This window comes from Pandoraea cepalis (genome assembly GCF_902459665.1).
In the GTDB taxonomy this organism is placed as follows: Bacteria; Pseudomonadota; Gammaproteobacteria; order Burkholderiales; family Burkholderiaceae; genus Pandoraea; species Pandoraea cepalis.
This window is the reverse complement of record NZ_CABPSL010000007.1, coordinates 186358-212228: the sequence shown is the minus strand read 5'-3', so window position 1 is coordinate 212228 and position 25871 is coordinate 186358. Positions and strand designations below refer to the sequence as shown.

At 61.9% G+C, this 25871-nt stretch carries 22 protein-coding genes; 15 read left to right on the top strand and 7 right to left on the bottom strand.

Annotated elements, in window-relative coordinates; all coding sequences use genetic code 11:
* Positions 1-31: 31 nt before the first annotated feature.
* Positions 32-1441: an ATP-binding protein gene (locus PCE31106_RS11875; RefSeq protein WP_150563381.1), complete on the bottom strand. Its 1410-nt coding sequence runs from the start codon at positions 1439-1441 to the stop codon at positions 32-34.
* Positions 1438-2103, bottom strand: coding sequence for a response regulator (locus PCE31106_RS11870; protein WP_150563380.1), 666 nt, complete (start codon positions 2101-2103; stop codon positions 1438-1440). Before PCE31106_RS11870 ends, PCE31106_RS11875 begins: the two co-directional genes overlap by 4 nt.
* Positions 2104-2306: 203 nt before the next feature.
* Between PCE31106_RS11870 and dsbD the strand changes: the two genes are divergently transcribed.
* Positions 2307-4151, top strand: coding sequence for a protein-disulfide reductase DsbD (dsbD, locus tag PCE31106_RS11865; RefSeq protein ID WP_150563379.1), 1845 nt, complete (start codon positions 2307-2309; stop codon positions 4149-4151).
* Positions 4148-4987: a TlpA disulfide reductase family protein gene (locus PCE31106_RS11860; protein WP_150563378.1), complete on the top strand. Its 840-nt coding sequence runs from the start codon at positions 4148-4150 to the stop codon at positions 4985-4987. The genes dsbD and PCE31106_RS11860 overlap by 4 nt, the downstream gene beginning before the upstream one ends.
* Before the next feature lie 156 nt (positions 4988-5143).
* On the opposite strand, the gene PCE31106_RS11855 is transcribed toward PCE31106_RS11860, so the two are convergent.
* Positions 5144-6058 (bottom strand): LysR substrate-binding domain-containing protein, encoded by a 915-nt coding sequence (locus tag PCE31106_RS11855; protein ID WP_174975127.1) that lies wholly within the window; start codon positions 6056-6058, stop codon positions 5144-5146.
* 362 nt (positions 6059-6420) lie between these two features.
* Between PCE31106_RS11855 and PCE31106_RS11850 the strand changes: the two genes are divergently transcribed.
* From PCE31106_RS11850 to PCE31106_RS11835, 4 genes are all read left to right on the top strand, one after another.
* Positions 6421-7638 carry an MFS transporter gene (locus tag PCE31106_RS11850; protein ID WP_254440989.1) on the top strand — a complete coding sequence of 406 codons (1218 nt, stop codon included), beginning with the start codon at positions 6421-6423 and terminating at the stop codon, positions 7636-7638.
* A gap of 25 nt (positions 7639-7663) precedes the next feature.
* Positions 7664-8044 carry a cupin domain-containing protein gene (locus PCE31106_RS11845; protein ID WP_150563375.1) on the top strand — a complete coding sequence of 127 codons (381 nt, stop codon included), beginning with the start codon at positions 7664-7666 and terminating at the stop codon, positions 8042-8044.
* Positions 8045-8379: 335 nt separating this feature from the next.
* Positions 8380-9708, top strand: a complete 1329-nt coding sequence (locus PCE31106_RS11840) for an NAD(P)/FAD-dependent oxidoreductase (protein ID WP_150563374.1) — start codon at positions 8380-8382, stop codon at positions 9706-9708.
* Between the two features lie 118 nt (positions 9709-9826).
* Positions 9827-11260, top strand: a complete 1434-nt coding sequence (locus tag PCE31106_RS11835; protein WP_150563373.1) for an NAD-dependent succinate-semialdehyde dehydrogenase — start codon at positions 9827-9829, stop codon at positions 11258-11260.
* 141 nt (positions 11261-11401) lie between these two features.
* On the opposite strand, the gene PCE31106_RS11830 is transcribed toward PCE31106_RS11835, so the two are convergent.
* The 4 genes from PCE31106_RS11830 to PCE31106_RS11815 form a co-directional block, all read right to left on the bottom strand.
* Positions 11402-14377: an FAD-binding and (Fe-S)-binding domain-containing protein gene (locus tag PCE31106_RS11830; RefSeq protein ID WP_150563372.1), complete on the bottom strand. Its 2976-nt coding sequence runs from the start codon at positions 14375-14377 to the stop codon at positions 11402-11404.
* Position 14378: 1 nt separating this feature from the next.
* The gene (locus tag PCE31106_RS11825; protein WP_150563371.1) at positions 14379-15407 is read right to left on the bottom strand and encodes a DUF1338 domain-containing protein; all 1029 of its coding nucleotides are present in this window, start codon (positions 15405-15407) and stop codon (positions 14379-14381) included.
* A gap of 211 nt (positions 15408-15618) precedes the next feature.
* Positions 15619-15912: a hypothetical protein gene (locus PCE31106_RS11820; protein WP_150563370.1), complete on the bottom strand. Its 294-nt coding sequence runs from the start codon at positions 15910-15912 to the stop codon at positions 15619-15621.
* Positions 15913-15954: 42 nt separating this feature from the next.
* Complete coding sequence (locus tag PCE31106_RS11815; RefSeq protein ID WP_174975125.1) at positions 15955-16629, bottom strand: GntR family transcriptional regulator; 675 nt, start codon at positions 16627-16629, stop codon at positions 15955-15957.
* 404 nt (positions 16630-17033) lie between these two features.
* On the opposite strand from PCE31106_RS11815, the gene PCE31106_RS11810 reads away from it, so the two are divergent.
* The 9 genes from PCE31106_RS11810 (at position 17034) to PCE31106_RS11770 (ending at position 25864) form a co-directional block, all read left to right on the top strand.
* Positions 17034-17786, top strand: coding sequence for an ABC transporter substrate-binding protein (locus PCE31106_RS11810; RefSeq protein ID WP_150563368.1), 753 nt, complete (start codon positions 17034-17036; stop codon positions 17784-17786).
* Positions 17787-17877: 91 nt separating this feature from the next.
* Positions 17878-18537: an amino acid ABC transporter permease gene (locus PCE31106_RS11805; protein ID WP_150563367.1), complete on the top strand. Its 660-nt coding sequence runs from the start codon at positions 17878-17880 to the stop codon at positions 18535-18537.
* On the top strand, positions 18534-19265 hold the full coding sequence (locus PCE31106_RS11800) for an amino acid ABC transporter ATP-binding protein (protein ID WP_150563366.1): 732 nt from the start codon (positions 18534-18536) through the stop codon (positions 19263-19265). The genes PCE31106_RS11805 and PCE31106_RS11800 overlap by 4 nt, the downstream gene beginning before the upstream one ends.
* 61 nt (positions 19266-19326) lie before the next feature.
* Positions 19327-20622, top strand: coding sequence for an NAD(P)/FAD-dependent oxidoreductase (locus tag PCE31106_RS11795; protein ID WP_150563365.1), 1296 nt, complete (start codon positions 19327-19329; stop codon positions 20620-20622).
* Positions 20623-21415: 793 nt separating this feature from the next.
* Positions 21416-22003, top strand: coding sequence for an anthranilate synthase component II (locus tag PCE31106_RS11790; RefSeq protein WP_150563364.1), 588 nt, complete (start codon positions 21416-21418; stop codon positions 22001-22003).
* 71 nt (positions 22004-22074) lie between these two features.
* Complete coding sequence (gene trpD / locus PCE31106_RS11785; RefSeq protein ID WP_017234672.1) at positions 22075-23103, top strand: anthranilate phosphoribosyltransferase; 1029 nt, start codon at positions 22075-22077, stop codon at positions 23101-23103.
* A 116-nt stretch (positions 23104-23219) separates the two neighbouring features.
* Positions 23220-24032: an indole-3-glycerol phosphate synthase TrpC gene (trpC, locus tag PCE31106_RS11780; protein WP_150563363.1), complete on the top strand. Its 813-nt coding sequence runs from the start codon at positions 23220-23222 to the stop codon at positions 24030-24032.
* A gap of 64 nt (positions 24033-24096) precedes the next feature.
* On the top strand, positions 24097-24792 hold the full coding sequence (locus tag PCE31106_RS11775) for a CYTH domain-containing protein (RefSeq protein ID WP_150563362.1): 696 nt from the start codon (positions 24097-24099) through the stop codon (positions 24790-24792).
* A 67-nt stretch (positions 24793-24859) separates the two neighbouring features.
* A complete protein-coding gene (locus tag PCE31106_RS11770; RefSeq protein WP_150563361.1) occupies positions 24860-25864 on the top strand; it encodes a uracil-DNA glycosylase in 1005 nt (334 codons plus the stop codon).
* The last annotated feature ends 7 nt before the right edge of the window (positions 25865-25871 follow it).

Here is a 25871-nt window from a genome sequence, read left to right as displayed (position 1 = left end):
GATGGGTGGGATAGGTGCGATGGGTCGCTCATCAGCCAACGGGCACGTACAACCGCGCCAGCAACCCCCCGCCATCGCGCGACGTAAACTCGAGCGTGGCGCCAAAGCGCGAGGCGATGGCCTGCACGATGGAAATCCCCAGACCCGACCCCTCACCCAGCTGCCGCCCCTGATCGCCACGCCAGAAACGCTGACCCAGTCGCATCGCCTGCTCCGGCGCCAGGCCCGGGCCCCGGTCCGCCACGACGATACAGTACTGCCGACGATGGTCGTCCATCCCTACCGTCACTTCGATCGGACACTCCGCCGGGGAATACCGCAACGCGTTATCCACGAGATTGCGCACCGCCGTGCCAAGCATCGAACGAGGGATCGGTGTGCCCCCATCCTCGCACGACATGCTGAATGCGATCCGAGGTACGTCACGACGGACCGGGGCCCCATTCCGCCACTCAGACAGTGACCCAACTCGCAGCGGAACGGGGCCCCGATCCGTCTCCTCCCCCGCGGCAAGAACGCCCTCCAGAACCTCGCGCACCGACTTGCACGCCTGCGGCGAATGCTCAGGCGCCTCCGCACGCGCAAGCGTCATCATCTGATCCAGCGTATGCCGCAAGCGACGCACGCCCACCCCCGCCTGATGCAACGCCCGCCTGGCCGGCTCGCCCTGCGTGAGCTCCGCCACCTGCAAGTGCGTGTCCACCGCCGTCAAAGGCGTGCGCAATTCATGTGCCGCCGCATCGGTGAACGCCCGCTGATACGCCATCGCCTGGGTCAGCCGGTCCAGCCACCCGTTAAGCGCCGAGACGACCGGGCGCAGCTCGGTCGGCGCACGCCCCAGGTCGATGGGCGCCGTGTCGTCGACGTGCTTGCGACGCAACGCCAATCGCAACGCATCCAACGGCAACAACCCGCGTCCAATGCCGATCCACAACGCCATCAAACCACCCACCACCGCAATCATGAACGGCACTCCCACGGCTCGTAGCAACGCACCCGTGAGCGCGGCCCGCTTGTCGAGCCCGTCGGCCGTCATCACCTGATACCCGCGTTCGTCCTGCAACACGTAGATGCGCCAACGCTTGCCCTCGAACACCATGGTGCTCAAACCCAGCGGCAATGATTGCTCGGCCGACTGTGGCCCGCCCTCGGTGCGCGCCAGCACCGCACCATGCACCGACCGAATCTCGCACGCAATTCCATCGTCGCTGCCCACACGAATGACGTCGCCCCAGTCAGCCTTGCCAACACCCGGGGCAAGCGGCGACAGCGCAGCTCGCGCCAACAGTCCCGACACCATCCGGGCCGACATCGCAAGGCGCTCGTCGAGTGTCCGGTCAAGATTGGCTTGCACCCCTCGCATCATCCACCCCGCCACCGCCACCCAGAGCACGACGAGCGCCACACCCGCGATCAACACCGCACGCAACCGAAGACTCATGACAACGTCCATCCCAATCGGTAGCCAAGGCCTCGCGCCGTCTGAATGACACCGCCCCCCAATTTTCGACGCACGTTGTGAATGTGCACGTTCAACGCATTGCTGCCCAGTCGGTCGGTCAACCCATACAGCCGCTCGTGCAACATGTCGGGCGTGAGCCACCGGCCTCGACAGCTCGCCAGATGCGCCAGCAAGTCGACTTCCTTGCGCGAGAGTTCGACCGGCTCGCCATCGAGCCACGCCAGTCCGCTCGCCGGCTCCAGCCGCAGCGGCCCGGCCTCGATGATCGGGGCCGCACGCCCCTGCACCCGGCGAATCAACGCATGCAGTCGCGCCGCCAACTCACGCAGGTCGAACGGCTTGACCATGTAGTCGTCACCCCCGCCATTCAAGCCGGCAATGCGGTGCTCGATGCCGTCGCGCGCCGTCAGGATCAGGACGGGCACGTCGCGCTCGATCGCGCGAATCTCGGCCAGGACGTCGAGGCCATCGCCATCGGGCAAACCCAGATCGAGCACCAGCGCGTCGAACGTGTTTTCCGCATGCGCCGCCACCGCCGCCGCACCACACGCCGCATGCTCGACCGCGATTCCCAGCGCGTTCAGCCCCGCGACAATGCCGCTCGCAATCAAGTCGTCGTCTTCCACCAACAGCACTCGCACGATTCCGCACCTCTTGTGAATATCGCGCCATGTTACGTACTTTGCGTAATGAATTGGACGGCGATCCCGCGGGTGTCGGCGTATCCACCACACCCGGCCCAAGCGTTAGCGCTCGTTAACTCTCGGTTAATCGGCGTAGGCCACACTCTTGCCTGCTTAGGGATTTCCGCGGGAGAACAGATTTGCTACGTCGCGCTTTTTTCATGTTTGTGATTTTTCTCGGTGCGATCGGCTGGACGCGCACCGCCGATGCCTTGCCCTGGCAGATCGCGCCGAAATTCCTGGAGGCGTCTCAGGTACTAACGCTTGCCCCGGTCGGCCATGTTGATGGCCGGTTCAACGTCGTCGGACATGTTGCCAAGGACTACTATGTTTATCGTCATTCGCTGCGTGCTGAGGATGCGTCGGGCAGCCCTGTGGCACTGACGCTCTCGGCAGGGTCGACACACACCGATGAGTTCTTCGGCGAGACGGAGATCTATACCGGAGATGCGTTGCGCATACATCTGCCCGCAACGACACCCGGTCCGATAACGCTGCACTGGCAGGGCTGCGCCGACGCCGGCATCTGCTATCCCCCGCAAACGATGACGATCGCCTTGCCCGCCGGGATGGCCTCAGGCGCAGCCATCCCGGCGAACCCGCCCACCTCGGCCAGTCCGGTTGCCTTCGGCACCTCCCGGATGCCGACTCCCCCTGATATCCCAGCGACGCGCGCCGCCGATAACGCTGCGCCTCTCGCACAGGACCAGGCGGCAGCGCAACGACTCGCCTCGCTGGGCCCCATCACAGGCACGCTGCTGTTCTTCGGCTTCGGCTTGCTGCTGGCCTTCACGCCGTGCACGCTGCCGATGATCCCCATCGTCTCGACGATGATCGTGGGCAATCGTCCGGCGCCGTTGCGCGCGCTCGCACTCTCGCTGTCGTACGTGTTGGCGATGGCGCTGACGTATGCGTCGGTGGGCGTCGCGGCGGGCTTGGCCGGCGCGAACTTGCAGGCGACGTTGCAATCACCCTGGCTGCTCGGCGCCTTCGCGGGGCTCTTCCTGGTACTGGCTGCGTCGTTGTTCGGTCTGTTCGAGCTGCGTCTGCCGGCGTTCGTGACGAATAGACTCAACGCCACCGGGCAGCCGCGCCCCGGCGGCAGCCTCGTCGGTGCGGCCGCACTCGGCCTGCTCTCGGCGCTGCTCGTCGGCCCCTGCATGACGGCCCCGCTGGCCGGCGCCTTGCTCTATATCGGTCAGACGGGCAACGCGTGGATGGGCGGCTTCGCGCTGTTTGCACTGGGTGTCGGCATGGGACTGCCGTTGCTGGCCATCGCGCTGTTCGGCTCGCGGATTCTGCCGCGTCCGGGAGCGTGGATGGTCCGCGTGCGAATCGCGTTCGCCTATGTCATGACGGGCATGGCCATTCTGATGTTGAGCCGCTTCCTGCCCGGCAGCGTCAGCCTGATGCTGTGGGGCGCGCTCGGCCTCGGTCTCGCCGTCGGGCTCGGCGCGTGGGCATGGACGATGCGCGGCCAGTCCTCAGGATGGACGCTGTTGTTCGCGTCGTCGTTGGCCGGCATCTGGTCCGTACTCATGCTCGTGGGCGCCGCGTCTGGCAGCGACGCGGTACTCAGTCCTCTCGCAAGGGCGAACGCGTCGGTCACGCATGGCGCGGCCGGGCAGAGTGACAAGCGATTGAACTACATCGGCGTCAAGTCTGCGGAGGATGTCGATGCGCGCATTGCTCAGGCGGTCGCGAAGGGGCAATGGACGTTGATCGACTTCTACGCCGACTGGTGCGTGAGCTGCCATGTCATCGAGCGCAATGTGTTCGGCGATCCGGAGGTCGCGGCTCGCCTGGCGACGATGCAAGTGCTACGCCCGGACGTGACGAAGAACGACGCGATCGATCAGGCTCTGATGAAACGGTGGGGGGTGCTCGGCCCGCCCACGCTCATTCTCATCGATGCGAACGGTCAGGAGGTGCGCGCGCAACGCATGGTCGGCGAGCTGGATGCGCGTAGCTTCCTGCGCCATCTCGACGCAGCGGGGAACGCATGACCCGCAGCCTTGGCCCATTCTCCATACCGACAGTCGCCGTGGCCGCAGCGGCGTTGCTGGCCTGGCTCGTCGCGCGCTACCTCCTGCGCGGCACAGATGCCACGGCACGCCGCACGGCGGCGAGCCTGCTGCTCGACGCGCTCTTCATCGGCCTGCTCGCCGCGCGCGCCGCCTATGTGCTGCGCTGGTGGCCCGACTACGCCGCCGCCCCGCTGTCCATTGTTGCAATTGGCGACGGCGGCTTCACGGTTTGGGTCGGGCTGCCCGTCGCACTGGGCTGGGCGCTGTGGCGTGTGCGCCGTGATGCGTCAGCGCGTCGCCCGATGCTATGCGGCTTCGTCGCGGGCGTGGCACTCTGGGGCGCCGCACAGGTTGGGCTGGGCGCCCTGCAGCGCACCGCACCGCCGCTGCCGCCTCTAACGCTCGCGACAATCGACGGCCGGCCCGTGGCGCTCGACGCCTATCGTGGCCGCCCCGTCGTGATCAATCTGTGGGCAAGTTGGTGCCCACCGTGCCGTCGCGAAATGCCCGTACTGGAGAAGGCCCAAGCGGACCATCCCGACGTGACGTTCCTGATGATCAATCAGGGCGAAGCCGCGCATACGGTCGAAGCATTCGTGCAATCGCAAGGGCTGGAATTCAACCATCTGCTGCTTGATCCCGCATCGCAAGCCATGCAGGCAGCGAGCGCGCGCGCACTGCCCACCACGCTGTTCTACGATACGCAGGGCCGTCTGGTCGAAGCGCATTTGGGCGAACTGACGGCGGCGCGTCTGCGCGACACGCTGCAACGCCGCCTTCATCAATCCCCGGCGCCCTCCCCCGCAAAACGCTGACTCAATGTGCGGGCACGCACAGGAGGAATTCGCAAATTTCAAACCGACGGAACGATCGTACAAGCTCGCGAACGCCGGGCTGCCGACGGTCGCGCTCAATCACGAGCGGCGTCTGCACGCTGCGCATGCGCGACGGCGCGTTCATCATAGGCAGCGTTATGCCTCACTCGCCATCCTGGAAAGACGGAACTCCTGCTGCAGCCACTCCGAAATCATCCGAACACTCGCTCGACGCGAACTCCGTCGAGACATCACGACCCAAGTCGACTCCCTCGCCGGGATCGATAGGTGCGGGAAAGTGACGACACCTTCAGCGTGCTCAAGATAGGACTGCCTCACCAAACCAATGCCCAAGCCCGCCCTCACTGCCTCGAAAACCAAACTGCTGTCGGGGAACTGACGAACGTTCAGACGGGTGGCATCCGCATGGCCATCCTTGAAGCGCTCGCACCACTCCGCCCACCCATGTTCCCAGTTCTCCTGCAAGGCCGTGACTCCGCAGAGTCCGCCGAAGTCGAGGTTGGCAAGCATGTCGGCGCCAATTGAGCCTTTCGCAGCGACAGGCACCATGCTGTCGTGGCACACCTCGAGCGACACAAGACCCTCGAGGTGCTTATTCCCGTGCCGGACCGCGACATCGGCATCGCCACCGTCCAGATCACGATAGGCGTAAGACATGTCAACGTGAATGCGGAGGTCTGGAAATGCCGCCTTGAGTTTCTCTAGCCGGGGCAAAAGCCATCGAGTCGCAAACGCTGGACTGACGGTCACGATCACATCGTTTGCCGACTCTGATCTTGTGAGCGACCGAGTGGCCTGGCGAACCGAGGAGAAGGCTGCGATGAGCTGCATCGCATAGGCCTGACCCGAGGGCGTCAGCGCGATCCGGCGTCCGTCTCGCGTAGTGAGCTTGACGCCCAGGAAGTCCTCCAACTGCTTTAAGTGCTTGGAGATGACTGTGTGCGTCACGTGTAACTCTGCCGCCGCTGCGGTCACACCCCCTAAGCGCGCAACTGCCTCGAAGGCACGAAGAGGCAACATGGGGGGCAGCGTTGTATGGTTTTCCTTCATGTTGCTTCCTGGCGCGGGCGCAGCGCGCTGACCAAACGGGGTGAACGACATCACTACGGCGCGAAAACGCGTCGGTCAGTGGATTATCCAAACTTTACAGTTCCCGGACCATTCCGCCAACAACATGTGCATCAGATGCACATGTTGCGTTAAAAAATCAACTATTTACCGCGAATTTGCCGTGCTATTTTGGTCGCACTCGAATGGCAGTTGGTAGACAGCCCGTCGGTGCAAACGTCCATCGACTCCGTGCTCTGAACGGGTCGGTGCAATCCAGTTGAACTACTTACTATAAGACCATGCATCTCGATATAACTCAAAGACGAGAGACGACGCGTTCGAAGTCGAAAACGCGAGAAATAGTGGCCGCGACCATCGGCACGTTTTTCGAATGGTACGACCTGCTCCTCTATGCCAGCTTCGCGGTTGTGCTGTCGAAACTGTTCTTCCCGACGCAAGATCCATCAGCCTCGATGGTATTGACACTATTGACGTTCGCGTCGTCGTACCTCATCAGGCCTCTGGGCGCGATCATGATCGGCGGCTACGCCGATCGGGCAGGACGTCGGGCAGCATTGGTCCTCTCCTCGACGCTCATGGCTATCGGCACCTTCATGACGGCGGTACTGCCGACATATGCGCAGATCGGCATTGCGGCGCCGGTGTTGTTGGTCATCGCGCGGCTGATTCAAGGCTTTTCCGCGGGCGGTGAGTTCGGCAGTGCCAACTCGTACCTCACCGAGCAGAATTCGGCAAAGCGCGCGTTCTTCGGCAGCTTCCAGTTTGCAAGCACGGGTGCCGCCATCGTCGCCGCGTCAGTATTTGCGTACGTCCTGAACAATCGCCTGGATCCAGTTGCCCTCCAAGGTTGGGGTTGGCGAATTCCTTTCTTTATCGGTCTGCTCATTGCTCCGGTCGCGTACTACATTCGCCGGAACGTCAACGAATCGCCAGAGTTCGAGGCGGTCTCGCCGAGCAGTCGTCCTCTGTCCGACACCTTTCGGAATGACAAATGGCGCTTGATCGTCGGGGCAGGCATCGTTTGCAGTGGAAACGTTGCCAGCTACGTCAATATCTACATGCCGACCTATGCCATCACGCAACTCCACTTGCCCGCGACCTCGGCATTCATCGGGGGAATCGGCGGCGGACTGGTCAGTACCCTATTTCCCCTGCTCGGCGGATATCTGGCCGATCGCTTCGGCGCGATTCGTGTCATGGCGATCGCACTTGCGGTTGGCGCGTTCGGCATCTACCCGGCGTTTCTATTGCTCAACGCCCACCCGTCGGTCGGCACTTTGGTTTTGGTGCAAGCGGCGATGGGCCTTGTCTTCTACAGCTTCTACTACGCGCCCGCCGGGTCTGTTCTTAGTCAGCTTTTCCCTGTCGCACGCAGAACCACGGGCGTTTCGATAAGTTACGTCGCTTCCCAGACGCTGTTCGGCGGGATAACACCGCTTATTGTCAGCCTGCTGATCAGCAAGACCGGAAACCCCATGATGCCGGCAGCGTATCTATTCGCCATTGCCGTCATAAGCGGCTTCGCCTTGATAGCGGCGAAACGCCTGAAAGTCGATTGAATCCATTGTTTATCCTCGAGTGAATATGAATCAAATCAGTTTGGACGGACTTCTCAAGATCGCAACAGCGGAATTGCCGATGACGGTTACCTATCCTGCCGATGACATGTGCGTTGTTGGCAAGCCCAAGCGAACAAGCACGCCTGTGGTCGATTTCCAGGCTGGCGCCACCGGAATCGGCTTTTGGGAAGCGGAGTTCGGTGCTTGGAAATTCGCCTACCCGTCGGACCGAAGCGAAGTCTTTCACGTCTTGAAGGGCACGTTCTCGCTTGAAGGCGAGAACGTGCCGCGTCAAGAATTCTCCGCCGGGGATACAGGCGTTATCCCTGCCGGATTCGTCGGTACGCTCAGCGTGTCGGAAGCCGTACGTAAAATGTACGTCCTTCTTCCCCGCGCCACTCGCTAAGCCGCAGCGCGTCAACGGCGCCGCGAGTTGGGGGCGGACGAGACAGGTTGCGCGATCATCAAGATCGACACACCGAAGCGCTTCGCCCCCCCCACAACGCACTGCCCCAGGCGTTGGCACCTATCCATGCCGGCGCCAGTCGATGGCGCACACGCCTACGCCGCGCCAGACGTTCATCGCGAGGCGCTTCACAGCAAACGCGAGCCTGCCTGGCACACCGGATACGCAAGCCCCCCCCCCCCCGCGCACGCTCGACGTTCGAACGCGCGTGGAAAATCCACTCAACCAACAACAGGATCGACACATCATTTCGGTGTCTTTGTCGTGAATAGAGAATGACGGCACTTATCGGTAGTTTTCCATCCGACTCAACCCTTCCTCGCTCCGCCGATGTCGTTGTCATCGGCGGTGGCATTGTCGGCCTGTCTACAGCGCTTGAGCTAGCGAAAAAGGGGCTCAAAGTCGCGGTCGTAGAAAAGGGGCTCGTCGGCGCCGAACAATCGAGCCGAAACTGGGGATGGGTACGGCAACTGAATCGCGATTTTCGGGAGTTGCCGTTGATGAAGGTCAGCAGAGGCCTGTGGGAAGGCTTTGCTGCAACAACAGGTCATGACACAGGGTTCCGACGTACGGGACTCTTATTCGCCGCCTCCGACGAAAAAACGTTGGGTGAATATCAGCACTGGGTGACCGGTGCGAAAGACTGCGGCGTCCACGCTGAGCTTCTCACACCGTCCCAAACCAAGGCAGCGCTTTGCAGCGCCAAAGACGGTTGGAGCGGCGCCATCTACTGCGAGGAAGATGGCATGGCCGAGCCGTCGATCGCGCCGCTCGCCGTCGCCAAGGCCGCTCGCGACCTAGGGGTCTCGTTCCATCAGGAGTGTGCCGCACGTGGTGTGGAGAAAGCTGCCGGAAGGATCTCAGCGGTGGTGACCGAGCGTGGCGTCATCAAGACTGACGCCGCGGTCGTCGCTGGCGGCGCATGGTCGTCCATGTTTTGTGCTTCGCTGGGACTGAGACTCCCGCAGGCGGGCGTGAACGCGACGGCGATGCGAGTGACATCGGAATCCAAGATGGTCGACCGCCCCATTGCGACGCCCACTTTCTGCTTGCGGCCGAGATTCGATGGCGGTTACACGCTGGCCTTATCAGGCCGGGGAACGCTCGATCTGGCACCTCGCGGGCTGTTGTACGCGCGGCAGTTTCTCCCCACGTATCTACGCCGTCGAAAAGGGCTCAAGGTTCGCATCGGGTCAGCCTTTTTCCGCGGACCGGGTGCGCTCAGCCGCTGGTCGCTCGACGAGGCATCCCCCTTCGAAAGCGTGCGGATTCTGGATCCCGGCCCCGATATGACGCTGGTCAGCGCCGCGCTGGCGTCCGTGATCGACGCTTATCCCGCCCTCAAAGGCGTACGCATCGCCAACGCGTGGGGAGGCGTGATCGATAGCACGCCCGATGCCATTCCCGTCATTTCCAGCGTGTCGCGAATTCCGGGGCTGTTTCTCTCGACTGGATACAGCGGTCACGGATTCGGGCTGGGACTCGGGGCGGGACGCTTGATGGCAGATCTGGTCGCGAACGATTCGCCCATCGTTGATCCATATGCCTTCCGATACTCACGCTTCTTCGACGGAACAGCACTTGGCGGCCCCAGTGGCATGTGATTTCCCTGACGAATGCCGGTCACGAGACACGCGCCCGGCATTTTCGACAAACAGAAGCAGACGCACGCGCGCGCATAGCGCCCGCCGTTAGAAGACAGTGCAAATAAAGGGTTGTGAAATGAGTTATATCGACACGAAGCTATTTATCGACGGTCAGTGGTGCGACGCACTGGATGGTGCGACGATCGCCGTGACGAACCCTTCAACGGGCGCGACGATCGGCGTTGTCGCACGGGCAACGAACGACGATCTCGAGCGCGCGGTGTCTGCTGCCGCGAAAGGTTTCGCCGAATGGCGCAATGTTCCCGCGATCGAGCGAGCGACGATCATGCGAAGCGCGGCATCCCGCTTGCGGGAACGTCGGGACGACGTCGCCCGATTGCTGACACAAGAACAAGGCAAGCCTCTCGCAGAGGCCCGCGCCGAGATATCTTTCGCGTCAGACATCATTGAATGGTTTGCAGACGAAGGCTTGCGTGTCTACGGAAGGGTCGTCCCGGCGAGAAGCGCAAACGTGCAGCAAACGGTACAGAAGGAGCCCGTCGGTCCCGTCGCGGCCTTTACCCCTTGGAATTTTCCGGTCAATCAGATTGCGAGAAAACTGTGCGCCGCGCTGACGACGGGCTGCTCGTTCATCGTGAAGGCCCCGGAGGAGACGCCGGCCGCCGCGGCTGCGCTCATTGGAGCATTCGCCGACGCCGGCGTGCCCGATGGCGTTATCGGGCTGGTTTTCGGAGATCCTGGCGAAGTCTCGCAGTTTCTTATTTCCCACCCAGTGATCCGGAAAGTCACCTTCACCGGCTCCACCCAGGTCGGCAAGCATCTGGCAAGCCTTGCCGGCCGATATATGAAGCGCGCAACCATGGAGTTGGGCGGTCACGCGCCCGTTATCATTGCTGCGGACGCAGACGTCGAAGAAGCTGTGCGGGTTCTGGGCGCGGCGAAGTTTCGGAATGCCGGCCAGGTATGTGTTTCGCCGACACGGTTCCTGGTGCATAACAGCTTGCGCAGCGACTTCACGGCGGCTCTCGCCCGGTACGCCAATGGGTTGCAAGTGGGCGATGGTCTCGCCGAAGGTACGACACTGGGCCCCTTGGCGAACGAACGGCGCTTATCCGCGATGAAATCTATCGTTGACGACGCTCGTCGCGTTGGCGCGTGCGTTGCAACCGGCGGCGAACAAGTTGGAACGCAGGGGAATTTCTTTGCGCCGACTGTGCTCGCCGACGTTCCATTGACGGCGTCGGTGCTCAACGATGAACCCTTTGGCCCCATTGCCGCCGTCCGAGGCTTCGATAAATTGGACGATGCCATCGCCGAAGCCAACCGGTTGCCCTTTGGCTTGGCCGGATACGCCTATGCCCAACGGCTGAAGGACGTTCAACAAATCTCCCGGGATCTTAGCGTCGGCATGCTGTGGATCAATCAAGCAGCCACGCCCTGGCCGGAGATGCCCTTCGGAGGTGTGAAGGACTCCGGCTACGGCTCGGAAGGCGGCTCGGAAGCGTTGGAGCCGTACCTGATTTCGAAGGCGGTTACGGTCAAGTGGTGATGCCAGTGGCCCTCACCGCGCTGATCGGTCAACGCAAACCACCGCACTGACGCGCTGACGATCCACGCGGCGCCATCGACGCGGCCAGAAGGACATGAAAGTCCTCTGGCCCGTCGGCGAGATTTGCGGTAATGCCAGGTCTTATGAGCGTTGTGCCAAGTCGCCCACACGTGAGCGAGCCGCCGGCGTAGCGGGTGGCGTATTCGCTAGCGCCTTCGATGCGAGTTGGGCGATGTGCATCGGCGTTCTTCCTGCGCCATGCGCGATCTGCTCGCGACAACTGAATCCGTTGGTCAAGATGACGGTGTCAGCCGGCGCATTGCGCACCAATGGCAGTAGCTTGCCTTCCCCGATCCTCATCGACAGCTCATAGTGCTCCGTGCTGAATCCGAATGAACCCGCCATTCCGCAGCATCCGGTGTCGAGCAGCTCCCAGGTCACGCCGAGCTTGTCCAGCAACGTTGTGTCCCCTTTCATACCGAACAACGACCTTTGGTGGCAGTGTCCGTGCACGATCACGTTAGCGTCGAGCTTCGGCCAGTCGAAGTCCACGCGGCCCACAAAATCCGAGAAAAGGAACGTCTGCTCCGATAGCGCCTTTGCCATGGCGTCATCAGGCAACTGCTTGAGCAGTTCGTCCTTGAAGATCGACAGGCAGCCTGGCTCCAGCCCGATGACGGGCACGCCGGCACGCACATCGCTGGCGAGTTCATCGACGGCGCTGCGCAGCAGTGCCTTCGCCGCGTCCAGAAGCCCGTAGTCATAAAGCGGCCGACCGCAGCACAAACGCTTGCGCGGAAGCACCACCTCATAGCCGAGCCGGGTCAATACATCGAGCGCGGCGGTAGCGATCTCCGGTGAAAAGTGTTCGTTGAACGTATCCACCCAAAGAATGACCCGCTTTGCCGAGTTAACCCCATTGCTACCGCTCGCCACGCCACGACGATTCGCCAGCGTCCTGAACGTAGTCGGCGCGAACATGGGTAAATGGCGCTGCGGCGCGACGCCAGCGAGCCATTTTCCGATACGGGCAAGCGGCGGATTCGACACCAGGAAGTTCATCAACCGCGGAAGCCGACTTGCCAGAGGTGCCCATTGTCCAATTCTCCCCATGACCATCGCCTGCCTCGGACGGCGATGGTTCTCATAGTAGTGTGAAAGGAACTCCGCTTTGTATGACGCCATGTCCGTGTGCGTCGGGCATTCCGACCTGCATCCTTTACAGGCAAGACAGCCGTCGAGCGCTTCCTTCACTTCCCGGCTGTTCCAGCCCTGTGTAATGACTTCGCCCTGGAGCATTTCCCAGAGCAGATGCGCGCGTCCGCGCGTGGAGTACTTCTCCTCTCTCGTGGCGCGAAAGCTCGGGCACATCGTGCCGCTATCGAGCGACCTGCATTTGCCCATTCCGATGCAACGCTCGACCGCGCGTTGAAGGCCATCGCCTTCCGGGCTGGCGAAGTTCAGTTTGGTTGTCAAAGTGACCGGCTTGTACGACGGCCCCATCCGCAGATTCTCGTCGGCACGATAGGCGTTCACGACCTTGCCCGGATTCAACCGGTTTGCCGGGTCCCAGATAGCTTTGAATTCTTCCATCGCCCGCATGATTTCCGGCCCATACATAATGGGCAGAAATTCTGCTTTTGCCTGACCGTCACCATGTTCACCGGATAGCGAACCGCCAAAGTCGACAACGAGTTGCGCGGCCTCTCGCAGAAAGTCGCGCCATGTCAACATGCCTTGCGCGGAGCGCACGTCGAAGGTAATGCGCGCGTGAACACAGCCATCGCCGAAGTGGCCATAGAGAGAGGTCTCGTACCCATAGCGGTCGACAAGCGCCTGAAATTGCCGCAGGTAATCGCCAAGTCGCAACGGGTCGACCGCCGCATCCTCCCAGCCGATCATCGGGTCAGGCGTCGAAGGGTCAATCGACAATGCCACGGCGGAGGCGCCGGTCTCCCGGATCGACCAGATCTTCTGCTGCTTCGCTTTGTCCTCGACAACGAACCCGGTGACACCGCTCCCCCCAAGGCCAGCCGAAAAGTACGCATGAGCATCGTTGGCCTGCCCGAGGGCATCGGCCGACGTGTCGGCACCGAACTCCAGCACAACCCACGCATTCCCTTCAGGCAGCAACGCGATCTCTTCGGCCTTCAGCGAGCGCGCCTGCAGTCCGCGGACGATCGCTCGGTCCAGGCCTTCGATCGCTATCGGGGAGAAGCGATTGAAATGAACCACGGCGTCGGCTGCCGTATAGATATCGTGGAACCCGAGAACGAGCAGCACGCGGCATGACGGGCTATGCACGAGGCGAACCTTCGCCCTAAGCGTCACTGCGCAAGTCCCTTCGGTGCCAACCAGCGCGCGCGCCACGTTGAATCCGTTCTCGGGCAGGAGCTGGTCGAGATTGAAGCCCGACACCCGTCGTTTGATCTGCGGAAACTCCGCGCGAATGCGCTCCGAGTAACGGTCTCGAAGATCGCGAAGCTTGCGGTAGATCTCTCCGCGACGGCCACCTTGCCGGATGATCTCCTCAAGTTCGGCATCGGTCGTGGGCCCAACCCAGAACCGCGCACCGTCGTAAGTGACGACTTCAAGCGCTTCAACGTTCTCGACAGTCTTGCCCGCCATGACGCTGTGCGCGCCGCACGAGTTGTTCGCAATCATTCCGCCGAGCGTGCAGCGACTGTGTGTCGCGGGGTCTGGCGCAAACGTGAGTCCGTGCACCTCTGCGGCGTCTCGCAGCGTATCGCAGATGACTCCGGGCTCAACGACTGCCGAACGGCTTTCCGGGTCGACCGAGACGACACGGTTCACGTACTTGCTTGCGTCCGCCACGACCGCCACGTTCACACACTGCCCGTTCTGCGACGTGCCGCCACCCCGCGTTAGAAATGGGATGTCATTTCTGCGGCACACGTCCAGTGCCGCAGCGAGGTCGTCGACATTCGCGGGCACAACTACGCCGATCGGAATCTGACGATAGTTCGATGCGTCGGACGCGTAGACCGCCTTCGAACCCGCATCGAAGCGGACTTCGCCTCGAATCGTTGTTCGAAGCTCGGCTTCAACCTTCTGGAGCTGGGTCGTGCTTGCCTGAAACGGGGTGGCTCTTTTCACGTTATTTCGCTGCGTTGCCGGTCATCTTGAAGATACCGGTTGCATTGCCGGCGTCGAAGCGCAGATCGGTCTTCCAGACGCGCTCCGCTTTATCGAATTCGCGTTTGCGCGTGATGAATTCATAGAACGAGCCCGGCACCTCCCGCGTCACGGACTTACCGTCAGCGGACTTGAATTCCCGCTCGACCGTGTCTGCGCGATAGGCCGTTTGGAAAACGCGTCCCGAGCGGGATCGCTCCACGTCCGGCTTCATCGGACGCCCCTTCGCCTTTTCGGCATCCGACAACGCGAATACGTCGTCTACGCGATCCGTGGCATGGTTGAAGGCGTTACCTTCGGTCGCAATCCACGCCATCTCGGCGGATTCCTCCAATAGCGTCTCATAGTCGGCTTCGCTGGGATTGTCGTGCTGACGGGCGAACGCGCCGACGATCACAGGCAACAGCGACTGCGCCGCCGCAAGCGGCAGCGAGCCGTCGCGTTCGAGCTCCGATAATTGCGAAACGGCCAGGGGTGTCAATGGATCCTTCGACGTTTCAAGCACGTGGGTCACTGCGGCTTGGAACGCTGGCGAGAATCGCTCAGGATGCAACTCACTGACGAAGAACTGCGCGATCTGGTCGGCCGCATCTTCGTGGGCATAGGCCCGGCCCGTCATACCCAGTTTGTCCAACGGATAGCGGCCATTGAGCCGGAAGCCCAACGGGCGCAGGATTCTCGTGAAAGCCCCTTCCCCCGGCGGCAATGCGCCGTTCTGCGACCAGCGAACCGTGCGCAAAGCGCCATGATCGAAATACACTGATCCACCGTTGGCCACGGCTTCGGTCGTGTACGTGTGTCCGTTCGGCGAGCGTTGCAACAGGTTGTCAAAAAGTGCCATATTCATGGCTTGAGCGAGTTCGGCGCGCGTGACGGTACCGACCTCCCAGTCCTGCAGGACAGACGGCATGTTGAGCGTTGAGAACAGACGCTCGGTTTTCTCGGGGCCAAGCAACTCCAACAACAGGCTTTCCACGTTTGCATTGCGCATTGCTACATTTCTCTCTGAAGAAGCACCACGGCGGGCGAAACTGGTGTATCGCCGAGCCGCCGAGACGGCGGTGATGGACATGCCCAGTACTGACGGAACCTCGGCGCGCAGCCCATATCTGGGAACGATGCGGTGTCGAATGGGCGAGCCTTAATCCGCCATCACGCCGTTCAAATAGTCATTTTGATTAGGTTTCCGATATTTATCGATATCACTCGATCAGTTCTCGGGTGTGCGAAAAATAGCACGCAGAAATGCAGGAATAAAGTGCCTTTTTGTCGACTAATTGTGCATTCTTTGCACGTGTTTTTTTTGCTCTGCGCACGTACAGTGGCATCGTTCGAATACGGTTTCTGATGGCCTTGTTTTGTTCCGGTCTGCCCCGTGGCGGCGGCATGTCGGCGTGGTCGACCGGCCCCCAGCCACATACCGCAGATCGACGATAACGATGACGCGGTACGTTGCCGACCGAGTGCACCAGAGGACCATGACCGGCTTTTTCCATTTTCGATCGCTTCACCCCGCCTGGAGCGCCTCCACGCGTGCGCTATGCCTTGCGCCGACGGCCGCCGTAGTGAAGGTCAACAACGCCGCGAATGTGATAAAGCATCTCTGCAACGCCAACTGTTCCGTCGCGCCGCTCAAGTGCGCTCAGCACGCGAGAATGCTCGTCGATTGCATAGGCGATCCAGTTCGGCGCGTCGTATTCGCGACCGCGCGTCAGGCAGCTCTTTTCATGTATGACCGTCAGTTGCTGTAGCAGAAGCGCATTACCTGTGCCCTCCGCGATTGTCAGATGGAACGCAGTATCAAGCGCCGAAAATCTCTGCGCATCGCCGTTCCTGAAGGCGTCGCCCTGATCGGCAACCAGCTTTCGCAGCCGATCAATGAGTGAGTTTTCCGCACGCTCCACGCATAGCCGCACGGATGTCGCTTCCAAGCTCTCGCGGACTTCGTAAAGGTCGCGAATGTCGCCAGGCGTCATTTCTTTCACCTGATAGAAGCGGCCTTTGCGCTCGATGAAGCCCTCATCAAGTAGCTGCCGGAGCGCTTCGCGCACCGGTGTGCGGCTTACACCGTAATAGGAGGCCAATTCGACCTCTTGCACTGGAGCGCCTGCCAGCAACCTCATTTCCAGGATGTCCGCTTTGATGCTCGTATAAACGTTGCCGCACAGGGGCCGTTGGCCCGGTACTTCCAAGCCCGCATCGTCTTCAGACATCGTTTCCCTCGCCATAACCATTTCCTGACCGTCGCTCCGCAATGGGTATACCCAAAATTATAAACTTCTCAAAATAACAGCGAACACTCGTTATTTTCTCTTGTTTTATATTTTTTACTTTGCCACTGTATACCCAACGCGCTTTAGCCACGCAGCGCCGCCGACAATACCTCGCCCCATCACCCGGCAATCGGGACTCCCGGTGTACATCGCTTGCATGCGGGCGCGGGAACGTTCTCGGGGACGAGAAGAGCGGGTGTATCGGGAGGCCGGCCACGCCTTATTTTGTCGGAGTCCTAACCTCTGTTGGCGTGTCTGGCCAATTCTGCTTTGTATCCGGCACGTGTCCTCGCTGCTCGCGCGACTGATGTTTGCACTAACAACTCTGAAGAAGGACTTTGAAAATGAAAAAGCTGAGCAAGTTTTTGGCGGGTATCGCGATGGTCTCGGGGGTTGTCTTGGGCGGCGCCGCCAGCGCAGAAACGTTGAAGGTGGGCTCAACGCCTACCGGTGTACCGTTCACATTCCTGGACACGTCGACTGACAAAATTACCGGCGTCATGGTGGATATCATGGCCGCAGTCGCCAAGGAGGCGGGATACGAAGTCACGACCGTGCCGCTTGCGTGGTCGGCGCTCATCCCCTCGCTTACGACAGGCAAGATCGATGTGGTCGCCGCGGCGATGTTCATTACGCCCGACCGTGCCAAGGTGGTCGATTTCACCGACCCGGTGTACCAGTACGGCGAAGGCGTGATCGTGCCGAAGTCGGACGCGAAGAACTATGTCAGCCTGACCGAACTGAAGGGAAAGGTGGTTGGCGCACAGATCGGCACACCGTTTCTGAAAGCGCTTCAGGAATCGGGCCAGTTCGCCGAAGTCCGAGTGTATGAAACGCTTCAGGATCTGATGCGCGATGTGAATTCCGGTCGCCTGGATGCTGGCGTCGCGGACTATCCGATCGTTGCCTATCAACTCTCACACGGTGCCTTCCCCAATATCCGTCTCGTCACGAGCTACAAGGCCGTGATGCCGGGTCAGGTCGGCATCGCAGTCGCAAAGGGGCACCCGGAACGCCTCGCGAGGCTCAACGCGGCCATTGCCAAGGTCAGGGCCGATGGCAGGATCTACGCCATCGTGAGGAAGTGGGGGTTCTGACATCCGGCTCGCCGGGGCAATGTTCGCCCCGGCATTTCGGTGGTTTTTTTAAGGCACATTCCAGCAAGCTCCGGCAACAGGACCTTGATTCATGCAAGATTTTTTCCGTTATTCGGTCGAATTCCTCCCGATTCTCCTGCGCGGCGTGAAATTGACGATCGCCGTCACCGTGGGTTCGCTCATCCTCTCGACCTTGCTCGGCATGGTTTGGGCGTTGATGCGCGTATCTGGTGTGCGCACACTCGATCTCATCGCACGCTGCGTGATCAATTTCCTGCGCGGCGTGCCGATCATTGTCCAGCTCTTCGTGATCTATTTCGTTTTGCCGGAGTTCGGTATTTCGATAAGCGCACTCAATGCGGCGATCCTGGGTTTGGGCATCGCCTATTCGGCGTATCAAGCCGAGAACTTCCGCGCCGGCATTCAAGCTATCGATAAGGGGCAGTGGGAAGCCGCGCAGTCGATCGGCATGGGCCACGCGCTGACGATGCGCCGCGTGCTCCTTCCACAAGCGTTCCGCATTGCGTTGCCGCCCTACGGCAACACCATGATCATGATGCTCAAGGATAGCTCGCAGGCATCAACCATCACCGTCGCGGAGCTGGCAATGCAAGGCAAATTGATTGCCACGTCGACGTTCCAGAACACGACGGTTTTCACGTTGGTCGCAGCACTCTATCTGGTGATGTGCGTTCCACTGTTCGTGCTCGTCGGCCGGATGGAAAAGAAACTCGGGAGCGGACGCAAATGATTGAGCTACAGGATATTCACAAGAGTTACGGCTCACTTCAGGTCATCAAGGGCGTGTCCGCCTCAGTATCAAAAGGCGAGGTGGTATGTCTGATCGGCCCGTCCGGCTCGGGCAAGTCGACCATTCTTCGCTGTATCAATGGCCTCGAGACATATCAGAGCGGCTCAATCAAGTTCGAGGGGCGCAAGGTCGATGCGGCTCACCGATCGATCTCGGAGATTCGCACGAACGTCTCGATGGTATTTCAACGCTTCAATCTGTTCCCGCATCGAACCGTGCTGGAAAACGTCATCGAAGGGCCGGTGTTTGTCAAAGGCGAGCCGAAGAAGGAAGCGATCGAGCGCGGGCGTAGCTTGCTGGACCGTGTGGGCCTATCGGCCAAGGAAAATGTGTATCCGACGCAGTTATCGGGTGGCCAGCAGCAACGCGTAGCCATTGCGCGAGCCCTCGCCATGCAGCCCAAGGCAATCCTCTTCGACGAACCGACATCGGCACTGGATCCGGAACTCGTCGGCGAAGTACTTTCGGTCATGCGTCGCCTTGCCGACGAACAGATGACCATGATCGTTGTCACGCATGAGATGGGCTTCGCGCGCGACGTGGCGGATCGCGTGCTGTTCCTCGACAAGGGCACGATCGTGGAGCAAGGGCCGGCCAAAGAGGTGTTGGGCAACCCACAACACCCGCGCACGCAGGACTTTCTCAAACGCGTTATCGAGCACGTCTAATTTCAACGCGCCAGGCCCGGGCGACCCAGGTCAGGCCTCTCCTCAGCATTCCTGATTCCCGATGTCCAGCAAACTATTTCCTTTGGCTCCGGCATTGTGGGCCGACACGGCCGTCCCCGCCGCTTCCACGCCGGCGCTCGGCGCGAGCAGAACAGCCGACGTTGCGATCATCGGCGCCGGCTACGCGGGCTTGTCGACCGCTTATCATCTCGCCAAACGTGGCGTGAACGTTGTCGTGCTGGAATCCCGCGAGCCTGGCTGGGGAGGCTCCGGCCGCAACGGCGGGCAGATCATTCCCGGCCTCAAGTACGATCCGGATGAACTGGAGGCGAAGTTCGGCGGGGAAGCCGGACGCGCAGTTGTCGCGTTCGCGGGATCGACGACGGAGCACGTATTCAGGCTGATCGACAGCGAGAAGCTCGCGGTGCCGCACGTTCGGAACGGCTGGGTTCAGGGCGCGCATAACGACAACGCAATGAAAACGGTCGAGGCACGCGTACGTCAATGGGAACAAAGGGGCATGACAGGAGCCCGTCTTCTCGACGCTGCGGGTGTCAAACAACTGCTCGGCACGCGCGCATACAAGGGCGGCTGGCTCAATCCCCATGCCGGAGGCCTTCAACCGTTGAGTTACGCGCGAGAGCTGGCCCGGGCGGCGATTGCGGCCGGCGCGACGATTCACGGCCGAACGCATGTGACCGGCTGGCAGCGCAGAGGAAGTGCGTGGAAAGTCGACACGGCGCACGGGCCCCACGTGCTGGCCGGCACGGTGATCGTATGCACTAACGCCTACACGCGCGAGCTTTCCTCGCCATTGGCCAGCACGGTAATCACGCCCAACTCCTACCAGCTCTCCACCGTTCCGCTAACGGCGGCGCAAGCGGCTAGTGTGCTGCCCGAAGGACATGTGTCGTCCGACACGCGCAACCTGCTGTTGTATTTCCGCAAGGATCACACAGGCCGCTTGCTCATGGGCGGACGAGGCCCATTCCGCCAGCCCGCATCGAAGAATGATTGGGCGCATCTCGAACGCGCTGTCTGGAAGATGTTTCCGCAGTTACAGGGCATTGCGTTTGACCACAGATGGTGTGGGCACGTGTCGGTCACACGTGATTTCCTGCCGCACCTGCATGAAGCGGAACCGGGTTTGATCGTCAATATTGGCTGCATGGGCCGTGGCGTGGCGCTCGAGACGGCCATGGGCGAGGCGCTCGCCCGTTACTATGTCACTCGCGACGCGAGGGCTCTGCCCTTTCCGCTGACCCGGATCTCGCCGATACCGTTCCATGGCCTGCAGCAGTTGTACCTTGCCGCGGTCGTCAGTTGGTATCGCATGCGCGATGCGGGGCTGATCTGAGTTCACGTCACGGCGAGCCGATTGGTTTGCAGCACACCATGCCGTTCCGGGGCGCTGCGCGAATGTCGGGTCCACCCCCTGGATTTGCGCTCCGTCCCGCGCTGCCTGACGAACTGTATATGCAGTTCGTACGCAGGCGTCCGCTGCCCAAAGGTCTCACCTGACTGATTCGACACCGCAGCGATGAACGCCCGAGCCGTTCGGCAATTGACGTGACCGATATTCCGGCTCAGCGTTTGGAAGCGCGCAGAAGTTCATTGCATGGCGCTTGGTTGGTGTGAACCGCTAGCTGGCGGCCAGCGTGCAGTGGGTGCCGGCAATCGGCACCCAAGCGACAACGGCGGGCGTGTGGTGTTGTCGCGCCGTCGCCATTGATTCGCTGATCTAGCGTGCGGCCATCGTCGGACACACGTTCGGATAGGTACACCACTTCAAAGGGCGGGTATCCCCACCAGGGGGTGTCGGGAATCGGGTAACAACCGGGAACCAGCCTGCCAGTCACGCCTTCGCCTGCTTCAACGTCAACGTCAAGGCCGTGTTCTCCTGTGGAGACAAACCGGCGGTCGCGTTGACACTGTCCGAAGCTGATAGAATGCAATTATGCGAAACAGCACTCGATTCCCCTCCGTTCTGCTCTTCTTTGGTTGGCGTTAAGCCACCCACATATCTCGTATGCCCCCGTCGCGGGCAAGTCCGCATTTGCCCCTCCGGGGTGAAATTGGGGGCGAAATTCACAGAATGCCGGGGAAAACCCCGAAGAATTTTCAATAAATTCAAGGCACAAGAGGGAATCATGCTGTTAATGATCGACAACTACGACTCGTTTACCTACAACATCGTCCAATACTTCGGTGAATTGGGCGAAGACGTGCGGGTCTTTCGCAACGACGAAATCACGCTCGACGCCATCGCCGAACTCGCCCCCGAGCGCATCTGCCTCTCGCCGGGTCCGAGCTGTCCGGCCAACGCGGGCATCACGCTCGACGTGCTCAAGCGCTTCGCCGGCGAGATTCCGATTCTCGGCGTCTGCCTCGGTCATCAGGCGATCGGCGAAGCGTTCGGCGGCAAGGTCGTACGCGCCCAGCAGATCATGCACGGCAAGGTGAGCGAGATCGAGACCACGCAACAAGGCGTGTTCGCGAATTTGCCCAAGCGCTTTGCCGTCACGCGTTATCACTCGCTGGCCATCGAGCGCGCATCGCTGCCCGACTGCCTCGAAGTCACCGCCTGGACGGACGACGGCGAGATCATGGGCGTGCGTCACAAGACGCTCGATGTCGAAGGCGTGCAGTTCCACCCCGAATCGATTCTGTCGGAGCACGGCCACGACGTGCTGCGCAATTTCCTGCAAGCCGCACCGCGCGCGGCGCAGGCTGCATGAGCGCCGCCCCGAGCGTGCCACCCGAGCCACCCGAGCCACCCGAGCCGATCCGACCGACGAGAGAGCAAGCCATGATTACCCCGCAAGAAGCCCTGCAGCGCACCATCGAGCACCGTGAAATTTTCCACGATGAGATGCTGCACCTGATGCGTCTCATCATGAAGGGCGAGATTTCCCCGGTCATGTGCGCGGCCATCATCACCGGCCTGCGCGTGAAGAAGGAAACCATCGGTGAGATCGCCGCAGCCGCGCAAGTGATGCGCGAGTTCGCCAACCATGTCGACGCCCCCCCCGGCGAGCATTTCGTCGATATCGTGGGCACCGGCGGCGATGTGTCGCATACGTTCAATATCTCCACCGCGTCGATGTTCGTGGCAGCAGGCGCGGGCGCCAAGGTCGCCAAGCACGGCAACCGCGGTGTGAGTTCCAAGTCGGGCAGCGCCGACGTGCTCGAGGCCCTGGGCGTGAACATCATGCTCTCGCCCGAGCAGGTCGCCGAGTGTCTGCGCGAAGTCGGCATCGGCTTCATGTTCGCGCCGAACCATCATCCGGCGATGAAGAACGTGGCGGCCGTGCGCAAGGAAATGGGCGTACGCACGATCTTCAATATTCTCGGGCCGCTCACCAATCCGGCCGGTGCGCCGAACCAGTTGATGGGCGTATTCCACCCCGATCTGGTCGGTATCCAGGTACGCGTGATGCAGCGTCTGGGCGCCGAACACGTGCTCGTGGTCTACGGCAAGGACGGCATGGACGAAGTGTCGCTCGGCGCCGCCACGCTGGTGGGCGAGTTGAAGGACGGCAAGGTCACCGAGTACGAGATTCATCCCGAGGACTTCGGCCTGCAAATGGTGAGCAATCGCGGCCTGAAGGTCGGCAGCGCCGACGAATCAAAGACGATGTTGATCGAAGCACTCGACAACAAGCCGGGCACCGCGCGCGAGATTGTCGCGCTCAATGCCGGTACCGCGCTGTATGCCGCCAACCGTGCGGCGTCGATTGGCGAAGGTATCCAGCTGGCGCGCGAATCCATCGCCAGCGGCGCGGCGCGCGCGAAGCTCGACGAGTTCGTCGCCTTCACGCAGCGATTCAAGGGGTAAGGCGTGACGCCGGTACCGCCAACGGTACCGCGTCGGCCCCTCCCGATTTCGATTACGACGGGCATCTTTTTCGATGACGCCCGACACATTCAGTAGCCCCCGAGTCATCCATCGATATGTCTACCGTTCTCGACAAGATCCTGGCCGTCAAGGCTGAAGAAGTCGCCGCTGCAAAGCGCGTGCGTGACCTCGCGAGCCTGCGCCGCGACGCCGAAGCCACCGTCGCCGACAGCGCGCTGCGCACGCGCGATTTCGTGGGGGCGGTGCGCACCAAGCTCGACGGCGGACTGCCCGGCGTAATCGCCGAGATCAAGAAAGCCAGCCCGTCGAAGGGCGTAATTCGCGAGCATTTCGTCCCGCCGGAGATTGCCGAGTCGTATCAGAAAGGCGGTGCGGCCTGCCTGTCGGTGCTCACCGATGTGCAGTTCTTCCAGGGCTCGCCCGAGTATCTGAAGGCCGCGCGCGCCGCGTGCGATCTGCCGGTGCTGCGCAAGGACTTCATGATCGACGCCTACCAGGTGTATGAAGCGCGCGAGATGGGCGCCGACTGCATTCTGCTCATCGCCGCGGCGCTGGAGCTCGCCCATATGCGCGATCTGGAAGCGCAAGCCCACGCGCTGGGCATGGCGGTGCTCGTCGAAGTGCACAACGGCCATGAACTGGACGCCGGGCTCGAACTGAGCACGCCGTTGCTGGGCATCAACAATCGCAACCTCCACACCTTCGAAGTGTCGCTCGATGCCACGCTTGGACTGTTGAAACACATTCCGGACGATCGCGTGGTCGTAACGGAGTCGGGTATCCTCTCGCGCGACGACGTGACGCGCATGCGTGCAGCGGGCGTCAATGCCTTCCTCGTCGGCGAAGCCTTCATGCGCGCGCCCGAGCCGGGTGAAGCCCTCGCCACGCTGTTCGACATGCCCCGCTGATCCCCTGCCACGCGCCACGCGAGCGATCGATGGCGCGGCGTCCCCCCTCACAGGAGCGGCCCCGATGGCCATCGAACGCGAACTCAAACTGGCCCTCCCGGGCGACCTGTCAGCCCAGCGCGCCGACGCGCTGATTTCCCATCTCGACCGTTTGCCCGGGGCAGAAGCCCGCGGGGAGCGGCATCTCGTCAATCGCTATTTCGATACGCCCGCGCTGGCGCTCGCGCAAGCGAAGGCCGCGCTGCGGTTGCGTTTCGTAGCGCGCGACGGCCACCCCGGACAATGGCTGCAAACGCTCAAGTCGGTGGGTGAGGCCCGCGATGGACTGCATGTGCGTCACGAGTGGGAGCAGGCGGTGCGGGGCGAAGCGCTCGAACTCGCGCCGCTGATCGCCGCTTGCGACGTGCCAGGCACGGCGGATTTGCTGCGCGCCGAGGGGGCGAATGTCGTCGCCCAGTTCGAAACGAATTTCGTGCGACGCCTGTGGCGCTATATCGCAGGGGACGGCACAGCGGTCGAGATCGCCTTTGACCGGGGCGAAGTCGCGGTTGAGGCCGGCGGCAAACGCCACACGGAGCCGCTCGTGGAAGTCGAACTGGAATTGCTCGACGCTCCGGAAGACGACCGCGAGGGTCAAGGCGAACGCATTCTGCACGCGCTCGCGCAGGAATTGCGCGACGTACTGCCCGAATTGCAGAGCGACAACGTGAGCAAGGCGCAGCGCGGGTATCGTCTGCGGCAAAAGGTGCTCAGTCGCTGAGCGTCGCGCACGGACACGCGCACGATGCACGTGTCACTCTCCCAAGACCACTCAACCGGCTCATCGCATGACCTCACGCTCACGCGCGGCATCCCCATCGCCTGCCAATGAACGGCAACGCTCGCTGTTCGACGACCCGGCGCCAGTGGCAGGAACGAACGACACGGCGGCTTCGCCGCAGCCACCCGCCGATGTCGCTGGTGTCGCTGGTGTCGCGGCTCCCACCGTTTCCGCCGCGCCGTCACCGCGTCGACGCGGTCGTCCGCCGAAAGCGGGCGCGCCGGTGAGGTCTGCATCGACGCCGGTCACAGCAATCGCCCAGTCGGTTGCCGCGAGCGCTGACGCCGCCGGCCCGCTCAAGGGGCGCATCGAGGATCAGTTCGCCGCGTTGCCCCACGACTGGCAGACACTGGTCGCGCCGTTCGTCGAAAGCGAGGCGTACGCGCCACTGTGCCGTTACGTCGACGCCGAAGTCGCCGCCGGCAAGACGGTCTACCCAGCGGACATCTTTCACGCGCTGCGCATGACCTCGCCTTCGGACGTGAAGGTCGTGATCCTCGGGCAGGACCCCTATCACGGTGACGATCAAGGCATCGCGCAGGCGCACGGTCTGGCGTTTTCCGTGCAGCGCGGTGTGCGCGTGCCGCCGTCGCTGAGAAATATCTACAAGGAAATCGAGCGCGATCTGGGGATCGTTGCGCCGCCGCACGGCAATCTCGATGCCTGGGCGAAGCAGGGTGTGCTGTTGCTCAACACGACGCTGACCGTGGAAGCGGGCAACGCGGCGAGTCACGCGAAGCCGTTCAAGAAGGGGGGATGGCAAGCCTGCACCGACACGTTGCTCAAGGGGCTGGCCGCCCGGCAAGGGCCGCTGGTGTTCCTGCTGTGGGGCAGCCATGCACAGGCCAAGGCGCCGCTGCTTGCCGGCCACGATCATCTACTGCTTGAAGCCCCCCACCCCTCGCCGCTTTCGGCGCATCGCGGCTTCCTGGGCTGCGGCCACTTCAGCGCCGCCAATACCTTCCTCGAACAGCACGGCAAAACGCCCATCGACTGGCGCCTGCCGGCGTAAGGACCAT